Origin of the sequence: Streptomyces phaeofaciens (assembly GCF_014648915.1) — a bacterium.
GTDB classification, from domain to species: domain Bacteria; phylum Actinomycetota; class Actinomycetes; order Streptomycetales; family Streptomycetaceae; genus Streptomyces; species Streptomyces phaeofaciens.
This window is the reverse complement of record NZ_BMSA01000025.1, coordinates 15,153-35,139: the sequence shown is the minus strand read 5'-3', so window position 1 is coordinate 35,139 and position 19,987 is coordinate 15,153. Positions and strand designations below refer to the sequence as shown.

At 69.6% G+C, this 19,987-nt stretch carries 16 protein-coding genes and 2 pseudogenes; 7 read left to right on the top strand and 11 right to left on the bottom strand.

Annotated elements, in window-relative coordinates; translation table 11 throughout:
• Positions 1 to 104: 104 nt before the first annotated feature.
• Positions 105 to 437, bottom strand: a complete 333-nt coding sequence (locus tag IE275_RS33610; RefSeq protein WP_189716229.1) for a putative quinol monooxygenase — start codon at positions 435 to 437, stop codon at positions 105 to 107.
• A 297-nt stretch (positions 438 to 734) separates the two neighbouring features.
• Here IE275_RS33610 and IE275_RS33605 point away from each other — a divergent pair, with 297 nt between their 5' ends.
• Complete coding sequence (locus IE275_RS33605) at positions 735 to 905, top strand: hypothetical protein (protein WP_189716422.1); 171 nt, start codon at positions 735 to 737, stop codon at positions 903 to 905.
• Here IE275_RS33605 and IE275_RS33600 read toward each other — a convergent pair.
• Positions 860 to 1,138 carry a peptidoglycan-binding domain-containing protein gene (locus IE275_RS33600; RefSeq protein ID WP_189716227.1) on the bottom strand — a complete coding sequence of 93 codons (279 nt, stop codon included), beginning with the start codon at positions 1,136 to 1,138 and terminating at the stop codon, positions 860 to 862. The two genes, IE275_RS33605 and IE275_RS33600, sit on opposite strands and share 46 nt — an antisense overlap.
• A gap of 1,345 nt (positions 1,139 to 2,483) precedes the next feature.
• Complete coding sequence (locus tag IE275_RS33595; RefSeq protein WP_189716225.1) at positions 2,484 to 4,715, bottom strand: alpha-L-fucosidase; 2,232 nt, start codon at positions 4,713 to 4,715, stop codon at positions 2,484 to 2,486.
• 656 nt (positions 4,716 to 5,371) lie between these two features.
• Here IE275_RS33595 and IE275_RS33590 point away from each other — a divergent pair.
• Entirely contained in the window at positions 5,372 to 6,094 is a 723-nt protein-coding gene (locus IE275_RS33590; protein ID WP_189716222.1) for a FadR/GntR family transcriptional regulator, read from the top strand.
• A 211-nt stretch (positions 6,095 to 6,305) separates the two neighbouring features.
• Here IE275_RS33590 and IE275_RS33585 read toward each other — a convergent pair whose 3' ends face one another.
• The 3 genes from IE275_RS33585 to IE275_RS46890 form a co-directional block, all read right to left on the bottom strand.
• On the bottom strand, positions 6,306 to 7,268 hold the full coding sequence (locus IE275_RS33585) for a glycoside hydrolase family 6 protein (RefSeq protein WP_189716220.1): 963 nt from the start codon (positions 7,266 to 7,268) through the stop codon (positions 6,306 to 6,308).
• Between the two features lie 95 nt (positions 7,269 to 7,363).
• Positions 7,364 to 9,385 (bottom strand): glycoside hydrolase, encoded by a 2,022-nt coding sequence (locus IE275_RS33580; RefSeq protein WP_189716218.1) that lies wholly within the window; start codon positions 9,383 to 9,385, stop codon positions 7,364 to 7,366.
• A gap of 53 nt (positions 9,386 to 9,438) precedes the next feature.
• Positions 9,439 to 9,567 (bottom strand): hypothetical protein, encoded by a 129-nt coding sequence (locus IE275_RS46890; RefSeq protein ID WP_268255313.1) that lies wholly within the window; start codon positions 9,565 to 9,567, stop codon positions 9,439 to 9,441.
• 491 nt (positions 9,568 to 10,058) lie between these two features.
• On the opposite strand from IE275_RS46890, the pseudogene IE275_RS33575 reads away from it, so the two are divergent.
• Both IE275_RS33575 and IE275_RS33570 read left to right on the top strand, forming a co-directional pair.
• Positions 10,059 to 10,190, top strand: a pseudogene (locus tag IE275_RS33575) (ricin-type beta-trefoil lectin domain protein); the annotation flags it as partial.
• Between the two features lie 40 nt (positions 10,191 to 10,230).
• Positions 10,231 to 11,528, top strand: a pseudogene (locus IE275_RS33570) (CE1 family esterase).
• Here the strand turns inward: IE275_RS33570 and IE275_RS46225 are convergent.
• From IE275_RS46225 to IE275_RS33555, 3 genes are all read right to left on the bottom strand, one after another.
• Positions 11,477 to 11,860, bottom strand: a complete 384-nt coding sequence (locus IE275_RS46225; RefSeq protein WP_229870815.1) for a hypothetical protein — start codon at positions 11,858 to 11,860, stop codon at positions 11,477 to 11,479. The pseudogene IE275_RS33570 and the gene IE275_RS46225 sit on opposite strands and share 52 nt — an antisense overlap.
• Positions 11,861 to 12,326: 466 nt before the next feature.
• Positions 12,327 to 13,349 carry a D-erythronate dehydrogenase gene (denD, locus tag IE275_RS33560; protein ID WP_189716216.1) on the bottom strand — a complete coding sequence of 341 codons (1,023 nt, stop codon included), beginning with the start codon at positions 13,347 to 13,349 and terminating at the stop codon, positions 12,327 to 12,329.
• 338 nt (positions 13,350 to 13,687) lie between these two features.
• Positions 13,688 to 14,509: an SCO6745 family protein gene (locus tag IE275_RS33555; RefSeq protein ID WP_189716214.1), complete on the bottom strand. Its 822-nt coding sequence runs from the start codon at positions 14,507 to 14,509 to the stop codon at positions 13,688 to 13,690.
• 345 nt (positions 14,510 to 14,854) lie between these two features.
• Here IE275_RS33555 and IE275_RS33550 point away from each other — a divergent pair, with 345 nt between their 5' ends.
• From IE275_RS33550 to IE275_RS33540, 3 genes are all read left to right on the top strand, one after another.
• Entirely contained in the window at positions 14,855 to 16,054 is a 1,200-nt protein-coding gene (locus tag IE275_RS33550; RefSeq protein WP_189716212.1) for an acetyl-CoA C-acyltransferase, read from the top strand.
• 73 nt (positions 16,055 to 16,127) lie between these two features.
• Positions 16,128 to 16,775: an HAD family hydrolase gene (locus tag IE275_RS33545; RefSeq protein ID WP_189716210.1), complete on the top strand. Its 648-nt coding sequence runs from the start codon at positions 16,128 to 16,130 to the stop codon at positions 16,773 to 16,775.
• Positions 16,776 to 16,876: 101 nt separating this feature from the next.
• Positions 16,877 to 17,569, top strand: coding sequence for a TetR/AcrR family transcriptional regulator (locus IE275_RS33540; RefSeq protein ID WP_189716208.1), 693 nt, complete (start codon positions 16,877 to 16,879; stop codon positions 17,567 to 17,569).
• Between the two features lie 118 nt (positions 17,570 to 17,687).
• Here IE275_RS33540 and IE275_RS33535 read toward each other — a convergent pair whose 3' ends face one another.
• Both IE275_RS33535 and IE275_RS33530 read right to left on the bottom strand, forming a co-directional pair.
• The gene (locus IE275_RS33535) at positions 17,688 to 19,304 is read right to left on the bottom strand and encodes a sodium/solute symporter (protein ID WP_189716206.1); all 1,617 of its coding nucleotides are present in this window, start codon (positions 19,302 to 19,304) and stop codon (positions 17,688 to 17,690) included.
• A complete protein-coding gene (locus IE275_RS33530) occupies positions 19,301 to 19,813 on the bottom strand; it encodes a DUF485 domain-containing protein (protein ID WP_189716204.1) in 513 nt (170 codons plus the stop codon). The genes IE275_RS33535 and IE275_RS33530 overlap by 4 nt, the downstream gene beginning before the upstream one ends.
• Positions 19,814 to 19,987: the final 174 nt, after the last annotated feature.

Genomic DNA, 19,987 nt, shown 5'->3' with positions numbered 1-19,987 from the left:
CGACGCTCATACCCTTCCGCCGCCACTGAGGGAGGAGAGTCGCGGCGGTCCTACCGTGAGCGCACCGCTCGCTGAACCTGGTGGGGGTGCGTCCAGAGGGAGAGCTACTTCTTTCCGGGAACGGCCATCTCTCCGAGGAGCGACCAGTCGTCCTGCGGAAGGGTCGCGTTCACGATGCGCGGCGTCTCGAGCAGATGGGGCGGCAGCGTCTGCTGGGCAGCTTTGAAGTGCGCGGACTGCACGTGCGTGACGCCGGCCGCTTCGTCGCGGAAGGCCTCGACCAGGACGTACTCCAGCGGCTCCTCCACGCTGCGTGACCAGGAGAACCACAGGCAGCCGGGCTCGGCGCGCGTGGCCCGGGTGAAGTCGGCGGTGATCTCGGGCCAGCGGTCGGCGTGCTCGGGACGGACTCGGAACTTGGCGGTGATGAAGATCATGGGACTCCTTCGCTGATGTCTGTGCGTCCTGCATCGAGCGGGCGTTGCGTCGGGTGCGGGCAGGGACGACGAGGCGAACCACGGGCATGCGGGGCTTCGCCGACTTTCCGGCCGCGCCATCAGGGCCCGTGGCGACACGATCGTACGAGCTCGGCCTCCCGTCGCCGGCCCATGGACCCCCGACACGGAGCCGTCTCGGCGTTCCGCCGCACGGCCCGCGGCCACCAACGCGCCGTGGGCATGGCCGACGGTCGTAACGACCGGAGTACCAACTGACCGTTCGCGTACGGAAGGATCTTGGCGGTCGCCGAGCCTGACGTCACGGGCCGTTCCGGCACGCGGGCCGACCAGACCGGCGCCCGCCTCGGATCGACGCTGGACGTGCGACAGACGGCCCGCGAACTCGACGATGTGATGGCCCCCTATGTGGTCCGCCGCATGAGGGCAAGACGTGTGTTGTCGCCGTAGACCCCGCTCTCGTCGCCGCGGACCCCGTACCGATTCTGGAATCGGGTCACTGCCGCTCGGACCCCCGTGTCGTAGAGGCCGTCGATCGGGCCACGGTCGTAGATGTCCGGTATCTGCTGGAGGCGTACCTGCAACTCGTAGACCCCGTGGCCGCTGTCGCCTTGGCGTAGGACGCCCGTACCCGGGATTTCGGGGAGCGGTGGGTCCGGCGTGCCGGGCCGCGAGCCGTTCATCTGCCCTGGAGTCCGGGGAGAGGGGTCCTTCGGCGCGGGAGTCACCGGCAGTGGGGATTCGAGGTGCCCGGGAGACGAAGAGGAGGTATCGGCGCCGTGGTCGATCAGCAGCCAAGAGGCGAGGACCAGTCCGGTAGCCGCGCCCAGCCCCAGGATTCCGGTGACTTGCAGGTTCCTGAGGCCGGCCGTTCGCCGGCGCCCGCCACTGGTCTTCCTTCCTCGTGCGCGGACAGACGGCTCGGATTCCTTGGAGGGCTCGGTGGCGAGCGGGACACCCGGACAGGGGACGACGTCCGACCAAGCGGTGCCCGGCCCGGGGCTCCAGCTCCGACCGCCATCCCGCCCGGGAGCCGGAGTGGGGAAAGCCAGGGTCGGCGCGACGGGCTCCGGGGCCGGTCCACCGGCCGTCGGGGGCCGTCCCGCCGACGGTGGTGGGACGGCCTCCAGCCCATTGGGCAACCCTGGCGTCTCCACCACGACAGCCTGCGGGGTGGCGGCCTGATGCGGGCCGCCGGTCGGCGGCGGTTCAGCGGCAGTCGGCCGGTGAGGCCCGGAACGCTCTGGTTGCGTGCCTGACAGCACACGTCTGACCGGCAGTGCCCGGCGGGACGCGGAGGAAGCCGAGGTCGTGGAGGGGGACGGGGTCGGCCGGGGACCGCGGGCATCTCCGGTCGAGGGACTCTTCCGACCCTGGGGCCGGGACGAGCCCTCGGCGTGTTCCTGCTGCTCCTCGCGCAGGAGGTCGGCGCGTGCGGCGTCCAAAGCGTCGAGCACGGCTTGGAAGGAGTCCCTGATCTCACGCGTGATGTCAGGGCTTGAGTCGGGAGTCCGCTCAGGGCTGGCGTCGTTGCGATCCACCGGGTCCTCCTCGGCTTGTCCTGTTTCTGACGGGCCACTTCTTTCGTGTCGGGTTCCCATCACTGCGAGGGCTGCTGCGCAGGTCGCCCGGTGGCCGGTTTTCCTGCTCCTTCTCCGGAGGCAATACGTAGGCCGCGCCGATTTGTCTTCATCCCGCGGCCGGTATGTAACCCACGCCTCATTCGAAGCCCGGGCGGCCCGCACGGTGGAAACAGGTCCCGGGTGCCGCCCGGCGCGCCACGCGTCTCCAGAATCGCGTAGCCGCGCTGCGGGCGCCCGCGTTGCAGGCAGTTGGCCGCCCCGATGCCGGCCACCGCCTACGACGGCCGTGTGTGAGGAACCGACCGCGGTCGATGGAGCTGCCGGTCACGGGGACCGCTCGGTGCGGTCGGCGCTGCGTGGTCCTGGGGGAGTGAAGTGGTGACCCACCGCCGCCCGGCCGGCTCGGAACGGAATCCTGGCGGCGGCGGGGTCCGGAGAACAAGGATCAGAGGGCCGTGAAGGTCCACAGCAGATTGGTGCTGCTGCCGTACGTCCACTGCTTGGTGACGGAGCCGGAGGCGACGTTGCCACCGCCGTCGAGGACCAGGCCGGTGGTGCGGTTGGCGAGCGAATAACGGTCGCCGCCCCGGTGGGTGATCACCCACTGCTGGTTGGTGCCGCCGTTCCAGGGGGCCTGTCGGGCTGGAGAACCGTTGTCGGTGGCGCCCCAGCCGTCGGCGACCATGCCGTTCGTGCGGTTGACCAGCCTGTAGTAGCCGCCTCCCACCGCCTCCGCCTGCCATTGCAGGTTGGAACTGCCGTCCCAGGTCCACTGCTTGAGGTTCGACCCGGAGGTCACGCTGCCGCCGCTGTCCAGGGTGAGGCCGTTGGCGGCGTTGGTGATCCGGAAGTACGTCGCCGGATTGAACTGGACCCTCAGCGAGGTGATCCGATCGTTGTTGCCGGTGACCCGCAGGTCGGGGTTCTCGGCGGTGAACGTCCAGGAGGTGCCGCTGAGGTTGTCTGCGGAGTAGCCGATCACCTGGTAGCCGGGGGCGGGCCGGAGGGAGGAGAGCGTGCCCGCGCCCGGTCCGGACGCGCTCAGGTCGGCCGCGGTGTAGTCGCCGACGGTGAACACGCCTGCGTTGCCGGTGTAGTTGACGTCCGTGAAGACGACGGCGCCGGCAAGCGGCCGCAGTCCCGGGATCGTGCCGGAGAAGCAGAGCTTCAGTACGTAGGCGCTTGCACGGTACGGCGCAGAGGAGGGCAGGGTGACCGTGAGGCCCGAGAAGTTCTGGGTCGGCGTGGGCAGGTCGTTGTAGGTGCCGGCAGTGGAGCCGAGGAGCTTCACCGAGGTCAGCGTGGCGAGGTTGATCCGGTCCGAGCTGAGGGTCTTGATCGTCAATGAGCTGCCGGGCCAGCCCAGGACGGTGGCGTACAGGACGTTGCCGGCCTTGTCGCGGGTGAAGCGGATGTCCTGCGGCGTGCCGGCATGCGGAGTGGTGAACGAGCCGCCGCCCATCTTCGTCGGGCCCTCGCCGTACTCCGTCCAGGCGCGGGTCGAGTACACCGACTCGCCGAAGCGCTTCAGGTGGTCACCGATACCGAGCAGGATGTCCTTCTGCGCCTGGGGAATGGTGCCGTCGGCCATGGGCGCGATGTTCAGCAGCACGTTGCCGTTCTTGCTGACCCGGTCGATGAACGAGTGCACCATCTGCTCGATGGTGTAGTAACCGATGCCCTGGGTGTAGCACCAGCTGCTGCTGGAGATGCTGTCGTCGGTCAGCCAGTACGGAGTGGTGATGTCGGCCGGGCCGCCGCGCTCGTAGTCGAAGACCTCGCCCTTGCCGTTCATGCCGTCCTTGTACGTGGCGACGACCTCGCGGCCCCAGCTGTCGGCCTGGTTGTAGTAGTACGCCAGGAAGTTCAGGCGCTGGGCCTCGTCGACGGCGTCCAGCTTGAAGTCCTGCCACAGGATGTCGGGCCGGGCGCGGTCGATGACCTCCTTGAGCTTGTCGTACCAGAGCTGGTTCTCGGCAGCCGGGCCCAGCTGCCCGTAGAGCTTCTTGAGGCTGGGGTCCGTCTGGGCGGGGACGAACTCGTAGAAGCCGTTGTAGTGGTACGCGTGGTGCATGGCCACCAGCAGCTTGAGGCCCCTGGCGCGGATGGCCGTGGAAAAGAGCCGAAGGAGATCCAGCCCTGGGCCCCTCTTCACCGAGTTCCACTCGTTGACCTGGCTGTCCCACATGGAGAAGCCGTCATGGTGCTCGGCGACCGGGCCGGCGAACCTGGCGCCGGCGTCGACGAACAGCTGAACCCACTCGTCGGGGTCGAACTTCCCGCCGGCCGACTTCAGCTTCGGCGCGAACTTCGCGATGTTGCCCGCCGGGTCCCGAGCCCCGTTGATGAAGTTGTGGTAGGGCCATGCCGACGGCTGGCCGTAGGTCGCGACGTGGTGATGGTTGGCCTTGCTGCCCGCCTGGTACATGCCGCGCGGGTACCACTCGTTGTCGTAGGCGGGGACGCTGAAGACGCCCCAGTGGAAGTAGATCCCGAACTTCGCGTCCTGGAACCACTCCGGAGTCGGCGGGTGCCGGTCGACCGAGTTCCAGTCCGGTGTGTACGTGCTGGGCGCCGCCTGCGCGACGCCGACGCCTAACACGCCTCCGGAAACGGCCGCCGTGGCCACGCAGGTTGCGGAGGCCAGGAACTGGCGCCGGTTGATCGAGCTCGACATGGACACATCCCTGATGCGGAGGGGGGCAGGGGGAATGCAGGGCCACGCTTGAAGGTCGGCCATGTCGCCAGGGGATGTCAACCAGCGTGCAGGGATGAATAGCACCGTATGGCCGAGACGTTTTCCCTGTCTGCCACATTTTCATGCGTATTGCGCGTACCCAGACATGCCATGTCTGACAGGCGGTTCATGGACGGTTCCCAGCTGGCGGACCTGTGCGACGGGTGGTGATGTCGGACGCCCGCCACACCCTCTTGGACCGGTCGGCGCCGGACGGGTCCTGCCCGCGTACGAATCCGGCAATAGCGTGGTGACGGCAGGTGTGTTCAACTCGGGACTGCTCTCCCGCGACCGGCCCGTCGAAGGCATGGGCATACCGCTGCCAGGACGCCCCGCCGGCTCTGGCCCCCGCGCTCGAGCGATCGCCGAGATCCGAGCAGCGCACGGCACCACCCGGCCCGCGGCCGCGATCGCCTTCCCGCACCGGCGTCCCAGTATCATCGACGTCACCCTCGGCATGCGGACTCCGGAACAGGTCGGACGCAACGCGAAACTCCGTGATCGGCAAGTCCCGGACGGCCTCTGGGACGATCTCCGCACTCTTGGGCTGATCAGGTCGGACGTGCTCACGGGGCACGGTGGGGGAGGGACGGGCGGTGTCTCTGACGGACAAGGCCATCGAGGAGATCCGTGAGCTGATCCGGACCGGTGCCCTGCCTCCGGGCTCGAAGCTCCCACCTGAGCCGGACCTGGCCGCGCAGCTGGGACTGTCCCGCAACCTCGCCCGCGAAGCGGTGAAGGCGCTGGCCGTGGCGCGGGTCCTGGAGGTCCGGCGGGGCGACGGCACCTATGTGACCAGTCTTCAGCCGAGCCTGCTTCTGGAGGGTCTCAGCGGCGCGGTGGAACTGCTGCAGGGCGACTCGGTCGCCCTGCAGGACCTCATGGAGGTACGGCGGCTCCTCGAACCGATCGCCACGGCCCTTGCTGCCACCCGGATCTCCGACGCGCAACTGGCCGAGGTGAAGCGGCACCTGGACGCCATGCGCGAGGCCCGCGACGACGTCGGACAGCTCAACGCCCACGACGCCGCCTTCCATCGCGCCGTCGTCTCGGCCACGGGCAACGAGACCCTCCTCACCCTCCTGGAAGGGATCTCCGGCCGCACCCTGCGCGCCCGCATCTGGCGCGGTCTGGTCGACGACAAGGCCGCGGGCCGCACACTCGCCGAGCACGAGGCGATCTTCAACGCCCTGTCCACCCGTGACTCCGCCCTCAGCCAGGCCGCCGCACTGCTGCACGTGAGCAACACCGAGCAGTGGCTGAGGGAACACCTGCGCTCCGGCGAACCTCTCCCCTTCGGAAGGACATCGCGGAAGTGACGGGCGGGCGCTGCCCCGCAACGCCTCCCGACCTGAAGACTTGGGAGCGGCTACCACCAGGCCCGTTCCCCGCTCGCCCTCTCCGACACCGACTGCGCGGCGGCTTTCGGCCGCCGTCCGGCACCGGGCGATGCGGGCGGCGCCAACCACCTGCCGTAGGAAGGTTCTCGCCCCCGACCCGGTGCCGGACTGCGGCGGAGCGGTCCCCGGATCAGTACCCGTAGATCATCTTGTAGGCGACCTCAGGGAGGAACTGTCCGGCCGAGGAGCCCGTGCCGACGCCGCAGTTGCCGTCGGACTCGCCCGGGACCTTGATCCACAGGAGCATCTCGGCGCCTCCGCCGAGGCGGCTGAGGGTGCCGATCCGGCGGCTTGAGGGGTTGCACCACTGGCCGTTGGAGCCGTTGCCGTTACGGCTGGTGTCCACGACGAACGGCCTGGTGTAGCCGTACCGGGCGTTGAGTTCACTGTTGACGGCGTTGCCGTACGCGGTGTTCTCGGCCGTGGTGAGGTAGTTGGAGACGTTGAGCGAGAAGCCGTGGGCCTGTCGGAGGCCGGCTTCGTGGAGGCGTCGGGCCATGGTCGTCGCGCTCGCCCAGGCCGGGTTGCCGGCGTCGAGATAGACCCAGGTGTGGGGAGCCTGGCGGTTGAACTCGGAGAGCGCGCCGGTGAGCATGCCTTCGCGTTCGTCGATCTGGGCCTGGGTCATGCAGCCGTAGTCTCCGAGGGAGTCGGGTTCGAGGACGACGACGGCCGGGCGGCCCGCGATCCCGCCCGCGAACTGGGCGATCCAGTTCGTGTAGGCGGACGGCGAGGAGGCGCCGCCCGCGGAGTGCCCGCCGCAATAGTCGCGGTTGTAGATGTTGTAGGCGACAAGGATCGGCAGCTTGTCCCGGGCGTCCGCGGCACCCGCATACGCGCCGGTGGCGGTGCCGATGGTGCCGCTCCAGGAGCCGAACCAGCGGGCCGCCGGGGTGTTGGCGACAGACGCATTGATCGCGGCCGCCCGGCCGTCGCCGGGATTGGCGGCGACCCACCGCTTCGCGCTCGAGTCGGGGTCCACGTAGAACCCGTTGGTCATGGTCGTCGGGTCGGCCGCGTGGGCGGACGGTGCGGCGAGCGCCAGCGGCAGCGAGGAGAGCGCTGCCGCCAGGGCGAGCAGTCTGCGGCGCATGACGGTACCTCGGCTTTCTCGCAGGGATGCGTTCGATGGCCGGCGGTGAGCGTGGGGAGCGCTCCCATCGGAAGCGCTCCCCACGGCACGGTCGGTCAGCAGGTCGAGTTGGTCTGGGTCAGGAGGCCGAGCCGCCACGGGAGGAGGTTGTAGTCGCCGCCCGAGTCGGGGTTCATGCCCTGGTAGAGGTACTGGAGCCGGCAGGAAGGGATGGTGAGTGTCTGGTCGTAGCCTGCGCGGATCATCTCGCCGTGACTGATGTCCCGGGTCCAGGCGCCCGCGGGGAAGCTGACGTTGTTCGCCCGCGCGAAGGGGTTGCTCTCGGATGCGGCGAGCTGCGTCCAGGTGCCGGCGAGGCTGGTGGCGGTCCAGGAACGGAAGTAGCGCCGCCCGTCGGAGCCGATGGCCTCCACGAGGAGCACGTACTGGTTGGTGCCTTGCACCTTGTACACGTTGCTCGCTTCGAACAACGCGTACTTGGAGTCCTGCAGTGCGATGACCGTGTTCGTGAACCCGTTGGGGAACTGGCCGGCGGTCGTCTGGGACCGGTACAGGTGTCCGTTGTCGTCGGAGGAGAACAGGTAGCAGTTGGCGCTGTCGCAGATCACCCACATGTCGACCCAGTAGCCGTTGCCGATGTTCTGCCGGATGATGTCCGGCATCGACGAGTAGAAGTTGCGCGGGGCGCTCCACCCGTTGGGGTTGCTGATGTCGGGGTTGGTGGAGTACGAGGCGTTGCCGGTCTGGTAGACGAGGTACCACAGGCGTTGCGGCGCGTTGTAGAAGACCTGCGGCGCGGCCCGGTATCCGGATCCGATGGCGGTGCGGTCCAGGTAGTGGTGTGTGGCCGAGCCGGCCTGGGCCCAGTCGCTGAAGCTCAGGTAGACCAGGTTGTAGCCGGAGGGGCTCGCGGTACTGGCGAACACGTGGTACTTGCCGTTGTACTGGACGACCGTCGGGTCCTTGATGCCGGCGATGTTGTGGGTCGAGTCCGGCTTCGGCGCGATCAGCGGGCCGCTCGAGCTCCACGAGTACCTGCTGGGCAGGGCGGCGGCGTGGGGGCTGCGGGTGGTTGCGGGTGTGCCGCCCAGTGTCGTCAGCGCCGCGTTGTACGCCGGCTTCTTGCTGCCGTTGCGGTCGAACAGCAGCGGGCTCTCGTTGCTGCGCCAGGAGTCGCTGTCGCGGATGCCCCAGACCGTGATGCCGGTGCAGCGCGCGACGTTCATGCAGGCCTTGACCGTGTTCGCGTAGGCGGTCGGTGACGCCTGAGCGATGTCCAGTTCGGTGATCTGGACGTCCACGCCGAGGGCGACGAAGCTCGACAGCGTCGTCTGGAAGCTGCCGGGGGGACCGCCGGCGCCGAAGTGGGCCTGGAGGCCGACGCAGTCGATGGGTACGCCGCGTGCCTTGAAGTCGCGCACCATGCGGTAGACGCCCTGGGTCTTGGCGGCGTTCCAGTCCTCGATGTTGTAGTCGTTGTAGCAGAGCTTGGCTGCCGGGTCGGCCGTCCGAGCGGTGCGGAACGCCTGCTCCAGGAAGCCGTTGCCCAGCACGTCCCGGAAGACCGAGCTGCGGAGCTGGCCGCTGGGGCCGTCGGCGAAGGCCTCGTTGACCACGTCCCAGGAGTGGATCCGGCCCTTGTAATGGTTCATCACGGTGGTGATGTGGTTGTTCATCACGCCGCGCAGGGTGTTCGCGTCCCTGATGGAGCTGACCCAGCCGGGCAGTTGGGAGTGCCACACCAGGGTGTGGCCACGCATGCGCTGACCATGGGACGTCGCGCGGTTGACGATCTGGTCGCCAGGGCCGAAGTTGAACGAGCCGCGGGACGGCTCGGTCGTGTCCCACTTCATCTCGTTCTCGGGTGTGACCGAGTTGAACTCACGGTCCAGGATGCCGGTGTATGTACGGTCGCCGAGCCGGCCGGCGGCCACGGCGGTTCCGAAGTACCTTCCGGACTGGGCCGCCTGGGCGCCCAGGGTGGAGGCCCGAACGGTGTCGGGCGCGTCGGTCGCGTCGGGCGCACCGGTCGCGGTCCCGGGTGTCACCAGGACGGTCGCGGCCAACAGGCCCAGGACCGAGGCTCGGCGACATCCGAGCCGTTTGAGCGGGTTCATGGTTCTCCTCGTGGAGTGGGTGGGGGGTTGCGTGGCGCGATCGGTGGACCTCCTCAGGGCGTGGTCAGCTCGAACCGCGCGATGCGCAGCCAGACGCGCAGCCAGACGCGCTGCCGGACACGGCCGCGCTCGACGCCGATCCAGGCGGAGGAGAGGGCGTGATGAGTCCATGACATCTGCACAGGTGGCGTTCTCCTTCTGTGGCCCAGCCGTTGGCGGTGGGAGTTGTCCGGAGGTGCCTGCCGGTTCGCGCGGAGTGACTGCTCCGTATACGAGATGTCGAACGCGGATCGGCTTGTCGAGCATTCTGGATGATAGGGGGCCGGTGAACCCCGTCAATACCTCTCGCATGAATCGTTTGGGGCTTCGAAACATTCGAGGATTTTCCATCCCATGTTATTGGGTGCCATTTGCCCGCATTGCACCGATAGATCACTTTCTCTGAATCTGTATGGCCGGATCGTGGAGGCAGTGCGGTGATGAGTCTTGACATGCTCGACGACCTTCTTAGTATCCGTGGGGTCCTGGTTTCCGAATGGCTCACGAAATTTCGAACCCGGCCTCTCTCTTTGCCGAGTGTCATGGAAGTGACATCAATCCTCGTGTGACGGCTTCCGCTCACCCCACTGCTTCGGCCGCGCCCGGCAGCCCGGCGCTCACTCCGCCGTTGGGCTGGAACAGCTGGGCCGGCGGCGAGATCCGCGTCTTCGGCGACACGTGCCTGGACGCCTACGACCAGGGCACCACCGACGGCACCCGTGTCATCACCTGGCCCTGCAACGGCCAGGCCCACCAGAAGTGGACCCGCGCATGAGCAAGCGCGGCTTCAGAAGGCGAGGTTCACGATGACGAGGACAAGATCCCTCTTGTGGTCCACCGTGGTCGCGGTGGTCGTCCTGAGCATGGGAGGCCCGGCACTGGGCCGCGGCCAGGGCGAGAGCACCCCGCGCACGGTCTCCGCCACAGCGGCCGCGTCCGCCGGCGCCGCTGCCCCGAGCGCGGGGTGCGGCAAGGCTCCCGCCCTGACGAGCGGCCCGCACACGATCCAAAGCGGCGGCAAGAACCGGAACTTCATTCTGCGCATCCCCGACGGCTACGACCGCAACCGCGCCTACCGGCTGGTCTTCGGGTTCCACTGGCTGGGCGGCACCTCCACCGACGTCGCCACAGGCCGCACCGTGGAACGGGCACCTGGGCCTATTACGGGCTCCAGCGACTGGCGAACAACAGCACCGTCTTCGTCGCACCCCAAGGCCTCGACAACGGATGGGCCAACGCCGGCGGGGAGGACGTCACCTTCGTCGACGACATGATCAGGCGCATCGAGACGGATCTGTGCGTCGACACGACACAGCGCTTCGCCCTGGGATTCAGCTACGGAGCCGCCATGTCGTATGCCCTGGCCTGTTCCCGCGCGACGGTCTTCCGTGCGGTCGCGGTCCAGAGCGGCGGGCAGCTGAGCGGATGCAGCGGTGGCGCCCAGCCCATCGCCTACCTCGGGGTGCACGGCCTCAGGGACAACGTCCTCGGCATCTCCGGCGGACGGGCGTTGCGGGACAGGTTCGTCAGGAACAACGGCTGCACCGCTCAGAACCCGCTCGAGCCGGTGCAAGGCAGCCTGACGCACCGGGTCACCGCGTATTCGGGTTGCTCGGCCGGGCACCCGGTCGTCTGGGCCGCGTTCGACGAAGGGCACATCGCCGCTCCTCAGGACGGGGCCGCGGGTGACAGCGGATCCAGGACCTGGGTGCCGCAGGAAGTCTGGAAGTTCTTCACGCAGTTCCAGACCTCCGGCCCGCCGCCGGGGACTGCGGCCTGCCGGGTCACCGGCACCGCCAGCGCCTGGAACACCGGCCTGACGGCGAACATCACCATCGCCAACACCGGCACCACCGCGATCGACGGCTGGTCCCTCGCCTTCACCCTGCCCGACGGCCAGACCGTCACCTCCGGCTGGAACGCGGACTACTCGCCCGCCTCCGGCCAGGTGACGGCCAGGAACGTCGCCCACAACGCCGTCATCGCTCCAGGCACGTCGGTCGACATCGGCTTCCAGGCGACCCACACCGGCAACACCGCTCCGCCGAGCTCCTACACCCTCAACGGCACGGCCTGCGCCATGACAGTGACCGCGCCGAGGTGACCGACGGTTCGTCGGCGCCCGACCTGGCGCTCTCCCGTGCGGCTGAGCACCAGGTCGGGCGGCGGGCCAGTGGTCGCGGCAGTGGGGCAGCCGCCCCGTGCCCGGCCCGCGCCCGATACGGCCGGAGCCGTGGTCAGGATGTCGTGCCGGTCACCGTGCTTCCCGACTCGGGTCACGTGGTACGTCACTGTGGCGCCGCTCCGGAAATGGAAGGTGAGCCTGACGCGCGTGTTGTCTTGAGCGCGTCGAGGAAGGCGGGGGTCAGGCCGGCGCCGGCGGCGTACCCACAGCCGGCCGGATCCTGCGTCGGCGATGCGGTGACGTTCGTCCACGCCGGTCGCCCCCCTCCCCTACCGCGGCGGAGCCGGCCCGCGTTGCTCCAGCCGCGTCAGCTGGACCGCGGTGTCGCGGCTGAAGCGGGCATCGTCGTCGGTGAGGGGTACCGCTACCCGGGCCGGGTCGCCATACCGCGCAACGCCAGGCCCGCGCGGTCCGCCGGCAGGACATGATCACGGGCCGCCGAACCGGACAAGCGGCATCGACACCGGCACCCGTATCTCGGAACACGAGATCCACAAGCCCAGGTTTTTCGGCCAGTAGCACACCAGCAGGCTTCTTCGGCTGCTGGTACACGTCTGGCAGGTCTCCGCCCCCGCGGACCTTACCCAGGTGACTCGCACGGTGGGCCCCGTATTTCACCCCGCCCCGCTGACCGGATCGCCCCCTGGCATCTCCATCAGCGTTCCCCGGCCCGTCGGTACAGCTGGAGGCCGGCCGGGCCCAGTGCCGGTCGACCGCTCAGCTCGAGTCCGTCCGCCTGATGACGGCGTCGGGGTGATCGGCGAGGTAGTCCCGCACGATCGACAGGAAGCTCGAGTCGGGCTCCAGGCCGAGCGCGGCGGCGCGTCCGCTGTCGAAGACCGCCGGCCACGAGCCCACGATGGCTTCGACGGCAGGGTCGGGCGCGACGGTCACCAGGCCGGCGACGGCCTCGCCGGCCACCTGCCGCAGCGTGGCGAGCATCTCGGCGACCGAGACCGTCAGGGCGGGAAGGTTGACGGGCAACGGGCCCTCGAGCCGCCCCGGTCCGACGCCCCGCTCGGCCTCCGCGATGCGGAGGATCCCCTGGACGGTGCGGCGCGGTGAGGCCAGGGCCACGTGCAGGTCGGGTCGTACCGGGCAGGTCGCCGGGGCTCCCGAGAGCGGTTCGCGGACGATGCCGGACAGGAAGCCGGAGGCGGCCGCGTTCGGCCGGCCCGGCCGCACCGCGACGGTCATCAGGCGGGCGACGCGTCCGTCGAGGAAGCCGCGTCGCGTGTAGTCCGCGATCAGATGCTCGCAGAGGAGCTTCTGTGTTCCGTAGCTCGACCGGGGCATGGTCAGGGAGGATTCGCTGACCACCGCGGGCAGCGGCAGTTCAGGGCTGGAACCGTAGACGGCGAGGCTGCTGGCGAAGACCACCCGCGGCGTTGGACCGCCTACGGCCGACTGCGCCCGGGCTGCATCGAGCAGGGTACGGGTGGTGTCCACGTTGGCACGCATGCCGAGGTCGAAGTCGGCCTCGCACTCGGCGGAGACCGCGGCGGCGAGATGGAACAGCACGTCGACCGGCTCGGCGAACACCTCGTCGAGGCGCTCGATCAGGTCGCCGTGCACGACGTCCACGAGGGGGTCCGTCGCCACCGGGGAGTCGGGCCGCACCACGCGGTCGGCGAGCACCAGTCGTGTGATCGGTGCACCGCGAAACGTCCGTGTCCGCAGCAGTGTGTCGGCCAGCCTGCTTCCCAGGAAGCCGAACGCGCCCGTGATGACGACCCTCACGTACTCGCTCCTCGCACGCGTGCCGGAGGCGTGACGCCGTCCAGCCCGGCGTCACCGTGGTGTGTGCCGGCCTCCGCCCAGCCGCAACGTCATCCCTCCGGTTCCCCGGACGCGGCCGACAGCGACGGCGAACTACCCACGCCGCCACCCCCGCCAAACGCCCGGCCCGCCCGACACGGCCCGCACGGCTGCGCCTTCCGTACGGCGACGCGGCCGGACCCATCGACGAGGCCCGGGTCCGGCCGCGTCAGGGCACGGCTTCTCGCGGGGCTCGGCCGCCCGCTCGGACGGCCGAGCGCGGGCGGCCCGGCACGGGCGCAGGGGAGTGGCAGGCTCTGTCAGCCGAGCCTGAGAAGGCCGGCTTCGACGACGGCATGGCCGAAGGGGCTCGCGAGTTCGGCGAGACGCTCGCAGTCGGCATCGCCCAAGGCCGCGTAGGCGGGAAGGGCCAGCCGGTCGGTACGGTCCTCGATGTGCTGCCGCAGGAGTACGCCGTCCGCGCTGAGGGAGTCGCCGTCGAGGAGTCCCCGCCCGCGCAGGCGCTCCTGGGTCTCGGCCCACTTCTCCTCCGGCCAGGCGCGGCTCGCCTTGAGGAAGTCGACGGGAACGTCCCCCGTCGCCGCGTGCAGGACCAGAGCCTCCAGGGCTCCGACGCCTTCGCTCAGCAGGCAGGCGACATGGCCGTCTCCCCGGAACTCCCGGAGCAGCGTCTGGGCGTGCCACAGCCGCAGTACCGGCTCCTCCGGCCAGGGCAGTGCCGCATGGGCGGCGAACAGCGGGCGGCCCTGCGCGTGTTCGCAGGCCGCCTCGGCGGCCCGGCGGGTCAGTGCCAGGACCTCGTCCAGGGCGGGCAACTCGTGGATTCGCGCACGCCGCAGAGCCTCGCCCGCGGCGGCGTACCGCGCGTCCAGCACCTGCTGCGGCGTCGTCGCCTCCCAGGCCCCGTCGATCGCCCGCCGTACGACATCGGGGTTGAAGTTGTAGAAGGTCGAGATGACCAGCTCGGCGGAGGCTCGGCCGAAGGCGGCGCTCCGGGAGGTGAAGTATCCGGCGCGAGTGCTCAGTCCGAGGTCTGCGTACCGGCGCCTTCCCTCGGGCACGAAATAGATCATGCCGTGTACGGGCTCGAGGCGGCGCCAGGCCGCGCGGGCTGACTTCACGGGGTCCCCTCTTCGGAGAGTCGACGAACGGGGTGTTCGCTGCGGGGTCAGCACGTGCCGTGCTCTCGCGGGTGCCGCGGTGGCGGGCGGCCTTCGGGTGGATCCGCCGCGATCGCGCCGAACCCGCCCGCACGCTTGGAGAGGGTCAGCTGCGTCACGGTCCACCCCTTCGTACCGACTGGTCGGTAGCCTTCAGGTGGCGGAGTCGGCTGTCAAGAGCCGCGCACTGTTTGAACATGACGCCGGATTCAACTATAACGATCGGAAAGCCGACTCCCCGTCACCGCCGCACCCATGACTCACGGCTTTCGGACGAACCGGACCCACAAGAGACAGTGAGGCGACATGAGGGAAGCAGTCATCGTTTCGACGGCACGGACGCCGATCGGCAAGGCCTACCGGGGCGCGTTCAACGACACCCAGGCACAGGAGCTCGCCGCCCATGCCCTTTCGCACGCGGTGCGTCGCGCCGGGCTGGAAGGCGGCGAGGTCGAGGATGTGGTCCTCGGCTGTGCCGTCCAGCAGGGCTCCTCGGGCTTCAACGTCGCGCGTCAGGCCGCTCTGCGTGCCGGACTTCCGGACGCCGTGTCGGGGATGACGATCGACCGGCAGTGCTCGTCGGGCCTGATGGCCATCGCGACGGCCGCCAAGCAGATCGTCACGGACGGGATGCAGGTGGCAGTCGGCGGCGGTGTCGAGTCGATCTCCCTGGTCCAGAACGACCACATGAACACCCACCGCATGACGGATCCCTGGCTGGTCGAGCACAAGCCCGGCATCTACCTGCCGATGCTGCGGACGGCGGAGATCGTCGCCGAACGCTACGGCGTGAGCCGGGAACGGCAGGACGAGTTCGCGCTGCTGTCGCAGCAGCGCACGGCGGCGGCGCAGGAGGCCGGCCGGTTCGACCGGGAGATCGTCGCGCTCACCGGCACCAAGAAGGTCCTCGACAAGCAGTCCGGGCAGGTGCGGGACGAGGAGGTCGCCCTGACGCGGGACGAGGGCAACCGCGCGTCGACGACGCTCGACGGCCTGGCCGGGTTGGCGCCGGTGCTGCCCGACGGTCAGGCGAGCGCGCGTTCCAGCGTGACGGCGGGCAACTCCTCGCAGCTGTCGGACGGGGCGTCGGCGTCGGTGCTGATGGAGTCGAGGGAGGCCGAGCGCCGCGGACTGGAACCGCTCGGTGTCTACCGGGGCATGACCGTTGCCGGATGCGGGCCCGACGAGATGGGCATCGGTCCGGTGTTCGCCATTCCGAAACTGCTCAAGCAGCACCACCTCACCGTCGACGACATCGGCCTGTGGGAACTCAACGAGGCTTTCGCCTCCCAGGCGTTGTACTGCCGGGACGAACTGCACATCGATCCGGAGCGGTTCAACGTCGACGGCGGCGCCATCGCGGTCGGTCATCCGTACGGAATGACCGGCGCCCGGCTGGTGGGGCATGCCCTCGTCGAGGGGAAACGCCGGGGTGTCCGGTACGTGGTGATCTCGATGTGTGTCGGCGGCGGAATGGGCGCAGCCGGACTGTTCGAGGTCGTCTGAGGCCCCGTCCCCGCTGGAGAACATGGCTGCCGTCGCGGGTATGCGGCAGCCGGCCCGACTGTGAGAGAGAGACGTGGATACCGTGTCGAAGAAGGCGGCAGAGCCTCGAACCTCGGTCCTGGTGGACTTCGGAGGGGTCATCACCTCCAGTGTGCTGCGGGCCTTCACCGACTTCGGTGCCTCGCTCGGCGGCGACCCGCGCCTGCCGCTGGAGCTCCTGAGCCGGGACGAGCGATCACGCGCGCTCCTGGCCGACCACGAGTGCGGTCGTATCGACGCCGAGGACTTCGAGCGAGGATTCGCCGAACGCCTCCGCGCCCACGGCGCGGACGTACCGGCCGAAGGGCTCATGGCCCGGATGCAGGCGGGAATGTCGATCGACCAGGAGATGCTCGCGCTGCTCCGTGATCTTCGAGCGGCCGGCCGTCCCGTGGCGCTCGTGTCCAATTCGTTCGGTACCGGAACCTACGACGGCGTCGACCTCGCCTCCGTCGCCGATGTGGTCGTCATCTCCGCCGAGGTCGGGATCCGCAAACCCTCCCGGCGGATCTACGTCATCGCCTGTGAACGCCTGGGAGTCGACCCCGAGGAGGCGGTCATGATCGACGACCTGCGGCAGAACCTCGACGGAGCGGCACGCATCGGAATCGCGGGAGTGCTGCACACCGGCGCAGCGGACACCCGCCGTCAACTCGCCGAACGCTTCGGGATCGACGTCTGACCGCGCAGGAGGGATCCGCGCTGCCGCCCGCTCACCTCCCGGGAGGCGGGGCCGGTCCGTCGCTTGTGACCATGGCGTCGGCTTCAAGTAGCGTTTCCCGGATGGACACCACCGCGCCCGAGGGGACCGACGGCGAGAACGTACCGCCCATGGCGCCCCTGTCGAACCTTCGCGAGCCGCCTGCGACGAAGCGCGGAGCGCGGACACGGGCCGCTCTGGTGAAGGCCGCGCGGAAGGTGTTCGAACGGGACGGCTACCTCGACACTCGCCTGACCGACATCACCGGAGAAGCCCGATGCGCGGCGGGATCCTTCTACACCTACTTCGCCAACAAGGAGGAGGTGCTTGCCGCCGTCCTCCTGGAGGCGCAGGAGGACATGCTGCACCCCGGCATGGGCCGGGTGCAGGGTGCCGACGATCCCTACGCGGTACTCGAGGCGAGCAACCGCGCGTATCTCGAGGCGTACCGGCGCAACGCGAAGCTGATGGCCCTGCTGGAGCAGGTCGCCCAAGTGGAGCCGGAGTTCCGTGGGTTCCGGAGCCGGCGCGCCGACGCGTTCATCCGCCGCAATGCCCGCGGCATCGCCGACCTCCAGGTGCGAGGTGTCGCGGACCGCGCGGTCGATCCGATGATGGCCTCCCGTGCTCTGTCGGGGATGGTCAGTGTCATGGCCTACAACGCCTTCGTGGCCGGCGAACGGCAAGAGGACGGTGCACCGGTGGACTTCGAGGAACTCGTGTCCACGGTCACCCGGCTCTGGGCGAACGCCCTACGTTTCCCCGGCCACCGCTGACCCGGTGGCCGGGGCCGCCCGCCTCGTCGCATCGCGACAGGGCGGGCGCCGCCTGGTCCCGGTGCCGTCGACTCTCACCGGGCCCGAGGTGCCGGCACACGGCTGCCGGGCGGGCCGGTCATTCGGCCGCGGCGAGCAGACGTGCCTCGCTCTCGTCGTACAGCCGCCTGCTCGCCCGGCTGTCGGCGGCGTGGCGCCGGTGGTCCAGACGGCTGCCCAGCCAGCCCGCCAGGTAGCCGAACGGGATGGAGACCAGTCCGGTCGACTGCATGGGGAACCAGTGGAAGTCGGCGTTCGGGAAGACGGCCGACGGCGTGCCCGAGACGGCCTCTGAGAAGACCATCAGCACCAGCGCGCAGGACGCGCCGCCGTAGAGGGTGGCGAGCAGGCCGGTGCGCGTGAATCCCCTCCAGAACAGGGAGTAGGTCAGCGCGGGAGCCACGGCGGAGGCCCCGATGCAGATGGCCAGCGTGGTCAGCACCCCGACGTCCCAGTTCTGGACCAGGGTGGCGAGCGTGATGGCGACGGTTCCCACGGCCACGCACGTCCACGCCGCCACCGTCATCTCCGTACGCGGCTCCGCCCGTCCCCGCCGCGCCGCGTGGGCGAACAGGTCGTGGGCGAGCGACGAGGCCGCGGCCAGGGTCATCCCCGCCACCGAGGACAGCAGGGTGATGAACACCATTCCCGCCACCGCCGAGTAGAGAATCGTCGCGCCCGCCGAGGCGTGGGCCCCGCCGAGCGCCTGCGACAGCATGAGCACCGACGTCCTGCCGTGCGGGTCGGCCGCGAGGATGGACCGCGATCCCACCAGGGCAGCCGCGCCCGTGCCCACGACGATCACGAGCAGGCAGAAGGTGGTGACCGTGCCGACGGCCCACGACATGGAGCGACGTACGGCCGGCACGTCCTGCGCCGAGTACAGACGCATGGTGATGTGGGGCAGGCAGGCCACGCCGAGGACCACGGTGATCTGGAGCCCTATGAAGTCCAGCCGGTCGCCGACCGAGGTGCCCAGCTGAAGGCCCTGCTGAAGGAAAGCGGGGCCCGTGCCGCTGCCCTGCTGGGCGGCCCTGACCAGTTCTCCGGGGCTCCAGTCGAAGCGGTTCAGGACCAGGGCGGCGACGACGACGCTGGTGCCGAGCAGGATGACGATCTTGATCATCTGGAGGAGCGCGGTTCCCCGCATACCGCCGAGCGCCGCGTAAATGATCATCAGGCAGCCGACGATCACGATGCACGCCGTCCTGGCACCCGCCCCGTGCGGCATGTCCAGGATGAAGGTGAGCAGGGACCCGGCCCCGGAGAGCTGGACGACCAGGAAGGGCAGGGTCGCCGCGAGCGTCACCACGCAGGCGGCGATGCGCACGGCACGGCCGGGCATGTTGCGGGCCAGGACGTCGCCCATGGTGAACTCGCCCGCGTTGCGCAGGGGTTCGGCCATCAGGAACATCAGCAGCACCAGGGAGAGGGCGGTGCTGACCGCGAGGACATAGCCGTCGTATCCGGCGAGCGCGATGATGCCCGTGGTGCTCAGCACGGTGGCCGCGGAGATGTAGTCGCCCGCGATGGCCAGGCCGTTCTTGAGCGGGGTGAGCGAGCGGTAGCCGGTGTAGAAGTTCGTCAGGTCGTCGCGGTCCGGTCCCGCCATCACACACATCATCAGCGTGACGGTGACCAGGGCGGTGAAGAGGACGAGGACGATGGCCTGCGACCCGGAGTCGACGTCGGTCATCTCGCCACCCCCGCGGTCCGGCCGGCCGCCCGCTCCCTGACGACGCGGGCCAACGGGTCCACCGAGCGTCGCGCGCTGCGCCCGTACGAGAAGACCGCCGCGAAGGTGACGACGAGCTGAAGGATCCCCAGGGCCATTCCCAGGCTCAGCTCCCCGGTGATCCGGGCCCCCATCAGCTCCGTCGCGTAGCAGGACAGCACCACGTACACCACGAAGGAGCCGAGCGCGGTGAGCGTGGAGACCCGGCGGAGCACACGGTAGGCCGAGCGGAGAGCGGCGAGGTCGGCGCCGTGCCGATGCGTCTCGTGGGCATACGGCTGGTGGGCGTACGGCTCGTGCCGGGCGGCCTGCCCGTACCGGTCGTGGGGGGAGTCGTCGTATCCGGACCGGGAGGGCTCCTGCCCCGGGCCCCGTCCGTACGACCCGTACCCGGGGGTGCGGCCGTACGGCTCGGTCGACGGCTGCGGCCAATCCGGCTGCGGGTACCGCCTGTCATCGGGATATGTCATCGCGTGGCCTTCCGGTGCGGCTCGGATCCTTGGAGGGCGGGGGGTGGACGGCGGTGCGGTGGCGCACGATACCGACTGGTCGGAATGATGGATAAGTCTGTGGCGCGTCACGTTTTGGGCTCGACGTGGCCATCGGTGGACGCGGTGGACGCGGTGGAGGACGTCGGTCGACGC